This window comes from Mycobacterium sp. E2733, assembly GCF_001667585.1.
Taxonomy (GTDB): Bacteria; Actinomycetota; Actinomycetes; order Mycobacteriales; family Mycobacteriaceae; genus Mycobacterium.
Genome location: NZ_LZJZ01000133.1, coordinates 1 through 5,583, shown reverse-complemented (window position 1 = coordinate 5,583; position 5,583 = coordinate 1). Strand labels below are relative to the sequence as shown.

Sequence of the window (5,583 nt, the reverse complement as noted above, 5' to 3'; positions counted from 1 at the left end):
CCCCCCCCTGGCACCACACCCACCACTGGATCAACCCCACACCCACCGCGGTTTCTGAGGGCGCGCACCCACTGTTGGGCATCGGCGTGACGGATCCGGCAACCGGTCGGCGGCTGTGGGAGAACCGCATTCGCCCGGATCTGTTATGGCTCAGTGATCACCGCATCGACCAGGTGTGCGTTCTGCCGGGTGCGGCGTACGCCGAAATCGCCTTGGCGGCAGCCGTTGACGCATTCGACGTCGAGGACGGCGAGTCATGGGTGATCCGTGAGTTGCGTCTGGATCACGTGATGCCCGTGACCGGAGAAACATTGGTGGTGACGACTCTGACCGGTGACGAGTCGCAGGCCCGCGTCGAGACACGTTCCCGCTCCGGAAATCACGGCTGGGTGTCCCACGCGACCGCCAGCCTGGAACGTGTGGTGGCACCAGACGATGTACCGCCATTCCCAGTGCAGGGGGAATCGGCGGCCCAGCTGGATCCGCAGGACCTGTACCGGCGCCTGCGCGGGGCCGGGGAGGAGCATGGTCCGGCGTTTCAGGGGATCGTCGGTCTGACGGTAACCGATTCGGGATCCGCGCGCGCGGAGGTTGCGTTGCCGGCCGCCGCCAAGAGCGGTGCGCGTCATTTCCTGCTTCACCCGGTGATGCTCGACATAGCAGTCCAGGTTCTCGGCGCGACGACGGCGGCGACAGACCTTGCCGCACAAGACGCGCAGGACCACGACGCGCAGGAACACACCGTGGTGCTGCCGGTGCGGTTCACCGGTATCCGGGTTTTCGGCGACGTGGCGCACGGTGCGTATGCCGTCGGCTCGCTGACCCTCGCCGACGATCCGGATCGGTTGAGCGGCCGGGTCGTCTTGACCGATTCTCATCAGCAACCGCTGCTCGAGATCGACGAAGTCGAAATGATGGTATTGCGCGCTCCTGCCGGCGCCCACGAGTTGACGAGCCGGTTGTTCGTATTGGATTGGCAGCCCACCGTTGTCGGGAAGGAAGTGCGTGATGTCGGTGGTGCGATCCTGATGGTCGCACAGCCGGGCGAAAGCGACGATTTGGTGAGCGCGCTGAGATCCTCGCTGCCCGAGCGAACGGAATGCTGCCAGTGGGTCTCACCCGAGGATGAACACGGGCTGCGCGCGGCCCTGACTCGTCACGATGTCTCGTGGGACGAGATCGTCGTCGTCTGTCCATCCCGGTATGTTGACGAGTCCCTGCCCGAGCAGGCGCAACTGGAGCTGGCTCGGACCCGCACACTGCTGGTCGCCGACATGGTCAAGACGATCTCGCGCGTCGGGGCCAGGAACAGTCCGCGGCTGTGGATCGTCACCCGGGGCGCCCAGCAGCTTCAGGCCGAGGACCACGTGACTTTGGCGCAAACCGAGCTGCGCGGGCTGGCGCGGGTACTTGCATTCGAACATCCGGAGTTGACGACCACGATCGTCGACGTCGAGGCGGACGGCACCGGATCCGTTGCCGCACTGGTGGACGAGCTGCTGGCCGGCGGCGAGCACGATGAGGTGGCTCTGCGCGATGGCCGGCGCTATGTCCACCGGTTGGTTCCCGCGCCAACCACACCCGCCGGTGAGCTCGAACCCGGCCGACACCGTACTGCGGTCGACGTCGACGGCCCGGATGCCTTTCAGCTACGACTCGACCATGCGGGAAGGCTGGACGGCCTCCAGGTGCATGCCGTCAAACGAGTCCCGCCGTCGGCCGGCGAGGTCGAGGTCAAGGTTGCGGTCTCGCCACTCAACTTCTCGGATGTGCTCAAAACCATGGGGCTGTATCCGGGGTCGGATGGTCAGGCGCCCGTCATCGGCGGGGAATGTGTCGGTGTGGTCGCCGCGGTAGGCGACGATGTCGATTCCGTGCAGGTCGGTCAACGGGTCATCGCTGTGGCTCCCGGCACATTGGGTTCGCATGTGACGACGGTCGAAGATCTCGTCGCATCCGTGCCCGACGCGTTATCCGACCGCGAGGCCGCCACGTTCGGGGTGGCGTATCTGACGGCATGGCATTCCCTGCGCGAGGTCGGGCGGCTTGCCGCCGGCGAGCGAGTGCTCATCCATTCCGCCACGGGCGGCGTGGGCCTGGCTGCGGTGGCCATCGCCAAGATGATCGGAGCCCGGGTGTACGCCACGGCGGGCTCAGAATCCAAACGGCGGTTGCTGTCCACGCTGGGGGCCGAGTATGTGGGCGATTCGCGGACCGTGGCCTTCGCCGACGAGATACTCGAGGTCACCGATGGCGCCGGGGTCGACGTTGTGCTGAATTCCCTGGAAGGGGAGGCGATCACCCGCGGTGTCGGGATACTGGCGCCGGGTGGCCGGTTCATCGAGCTCGGTAAGAAGGATGTCTACGCCGACGCAGCGCTGGGCCTCGCCGCACTCGCCAAGAGCGCATCGTTCTCGGTGGTCGACCTGGATCTGAATCTGCGGATGCAGCCGAAGCGCTATCGCCGCATGCTCGATGAGATCCTGGCGCATGCCGCCGCCGGGGACCTAGAGGCCCTTCCGACAACCGAATTCGACTTCGACGACGTGATCGACGCGTTCCGGCTGATGGCCTCCGGGGGGCATACCGGCAAGATCCTTGTGTCGATGCCCGGTGACGGCACTGTCGATGCCATTGCCGCGCCGCCCCCGCAGCCGCCGGTGGCCCGCGACGGTGGATACCTCGTCGTCGGCGGCATGGGCGGTCTCGGCCTTGTCGTCGCGCGCTGGCTGGCGGAGCAGGGCGCGGGAATCGTTGTGGTGAATGGGCGTTCGGACCCAAGCACCGAGACGATGGATGCGATCTCAGAATTGAACGCCGCCGGGATGCGGGTTGAAGTCGTCACGGGTGACATTGCGGCCCCGGAGACGGCGGAACGCTTGGTAGGCCACGTTGCGGACGCCGGATTCCGTCTTCGCGGCGTGCTGCACAGCGCGACGGTTCTCGAGGACCAGATCGTGCTCAACATGTCGGAGTCCGCGGTCGATCAGGTGTTTCGCGCCAAGGTCACCGGCGGCTGGCGGCTGCACAGCGCCACCGCAGACCTGGACTTGGACTGGTGGCTGGTGTTTTCCTCGGCCGCTTCCCTTCTCGGTTCGCCGGGGCAGGGGGCATATGCGGCCGCCAATTCCTGGCTCGACGGCCTGGTCGCCTATCGGCGCTCTCGCGGTCTGCCTGCTGTCGGAATCAACTGGGGCCCTTGGGCCGAGGTGGGGCGCGGGCAATCCTTCGCCAACCTCGGAATTTCGATGATCACGCCTGAGCTGGGTTTGGCGGCACTGCAGCGTGTGCTTGCCGCTGACCGTGCCGCAACCGGGGTTTTCGACCTGGATGCGCGTCAGTGGTTCCAGTCGTTCCCGGCGGCGGCTCAATCGTCGTTGTTCAGCGAAGTGCGTGACGCGACCACCATCGATCGACAGGGCGGTGGCGAGTTCCGGGCGGAGCTCGCAGCGATGTCCGACGGTGAACGCCCCACGCACGTGGCATCGGTGATCGCCGACGAGATCCGCGCGGTACTCCGATCGAGCGCCGCCATCGACCACAACGAAGCGATGGCTTCGCTCGGGCTCGACTCCTTCATGGCTCTGGAATTGCGGAATCGGCTCGAATCACGCGTGGGCACAACGCTGCCGGCCGCACTCGTCTGGGCATACCCGACGATCTCGGATCTCGCCGGGGCGCTCTGTGAGCGATTGGGATTCGAGGAGACTGCCGAGACCTCCGACGTGGAACCGGCGTTGGAGGACGCGGACATGGAATTACTTTCTGATTTGGCCTCCGCCAGTGAGGCGGAGGCCGCGATGGGGGCAAGCGAGTCATGACGAATCTAGCCGCACTAGCCGCCCAATTGTCGCCGCAGGCACGACAGCTCCTTATGCGCGAGCTGATCCGGACCGGGACCGCCGCGCCGGCGGATTCTCCGGCAGCCGAGCCGGTCGCGGTGGTGGGAATCGGTTGCCGATTCCCCGGCAACGTGACTGGGCCGGAGAGCTTTTGGGATCTGCTCGAGGGTGGCGTGGATGCGATCACCGAGGTGCCCGCGGACAGGTGGGACGTCGACGCGTTCTACGACCCCGACCCCGCTGCTCCGGGGCGGATGACCACGCGGTGGGGAGGCTTCATCGCCAATGCGGCCGAGTTTGATGCCGACTTCTTCGGGATCACGCCGCGGGAAGCCCAGGCAATGGATCCACAACAGCGCGTGCTCCTGGAAGTGAGCTGGGAGGCGCTGGAGCACGCCGGCATCCGCCCGGATTCCCTTGGGGGAACACGAACCGGCGTCATGATCGGCCTGTCGACGTGGGACTACGCACTGGTCAACATCGAGCGTCGGGCTGAGATCGACGCATATCTGAGCACCGGCGTTCCGCACAGCACGGCCGTCGGGCGGCTTTCGTATCTGCTGGGCCTGCGGGGTCCCGCGGTCGCACTGGATACGGCGTGCTCGTCGTCATTGGTGGCGGTGCACTTGGCGTGTCAGAGTCTGCGGCTGGGGGAGAGCGATCTGGCGCTGGCCGGCGGAACACAGGTCAACTTGTCGCCATTCACCAGCATCGCCCTATCCAAGTACTCGGCACTGTCCCCGGAGGGGCGCTGCAAGTCGTTCGATGCGCGTGCGGATGGATTTGTGCGCGGCGAGGGCTGCGGCGTGGTGGTGCTCAAGCGGCTGAGCGACGCCGAGCGTGACGGGGATCGGGTGCTGGCGGTCGTGCGGGGTTCAGCGGTCAACCAGGACGGCAGGTCGAACGGCATCACGGCCCCGAATGTATTGGCGCAGCGTGGTGTGATCACCGACGCGTTGCGCGCTCAGGAGGTGCCCGCGAGCTCGGTGAACTACATCGAAACCCATGGCACCGGAACGATTCTGGGCGACCCGATCGAGTTCGAGGCGTTGGCGGCCACCTATGGGCGCGGAGAGGCGCCCTGCGCCTTGGGCGCGGCGAAGAGCAACCTGGGTCATCTGGAGGCCGCGGCCGGCGTCGCGGGTTTCATCAAAGCGGTGTTGGCGCTTCAGCGTGGGGAGATCCCGCCCAACCTGCACTTCAACCGGCTCAATCCGGCCATCGACGCGTCGGCGACCAGATTCTTCATCCCGACGTCGACGACGCGATGGCCGGGCGATGGCGGTCCACGGCGGGCGGGGGTGTCTTCGTTCGGCTTGGCCGGTACCAATGCGCATGTGGTGCTCGAGCAGGCGCCGGCCAGGGAACCGGTTAAGCCTCAGCCGGATCCGCCGGTGAGCACGTTGGTGGTCTCGGGTAAGACACCGCAGCGTATCGCCTCGATGGCCGCGGTGTTGGCCGAGTGGATGGCCGGGCCCGGCGCCCAGGTCGGGTTGGCCGAGATCGCCCACACCCTCAATCACCACCGCGCCCGCCACCGACTGTTCGCCACCGTGTGCGCCCGCGATCACGACCAGGCCCGCCACGGGCTCAGCGCGCTGGCCCACGGCCAGCACGCCCCCGGCGTGGTAGGCCCGCACGAGGAACCCTGCGGCAGCGGTACCGTGTTCGTCTACTCCGGTCAAGGATCGCAATGGACCGGCATGGCCCACCAACTGCTCACCGACGAACCCGCCTTCGC

2 protein-coding genes are annotated in these 5,583 nt (G+C 66.7%); both read left to right on the top strand.

The features are described from left to right. Nucleotides 1-3,821: SDR family NAD(P)-dependent oxidoreductase (locus tag A5678_RS24340; protein ID WP_156747069.1), on the top strand; the 3,821-nt coding region annotated here is incomplete at its 5' end. A 53-nt stretch (nt 3,822-3,874) separates the two neighbouring features. Further along, nucleotides 3,875-5,583 (top strand): type I polyketide synthase (locus A5678_RS24335; RefSeq protein WP_304528371.1); only part of this gene is annotated, 1,709 nt, incomplete at its 3' end.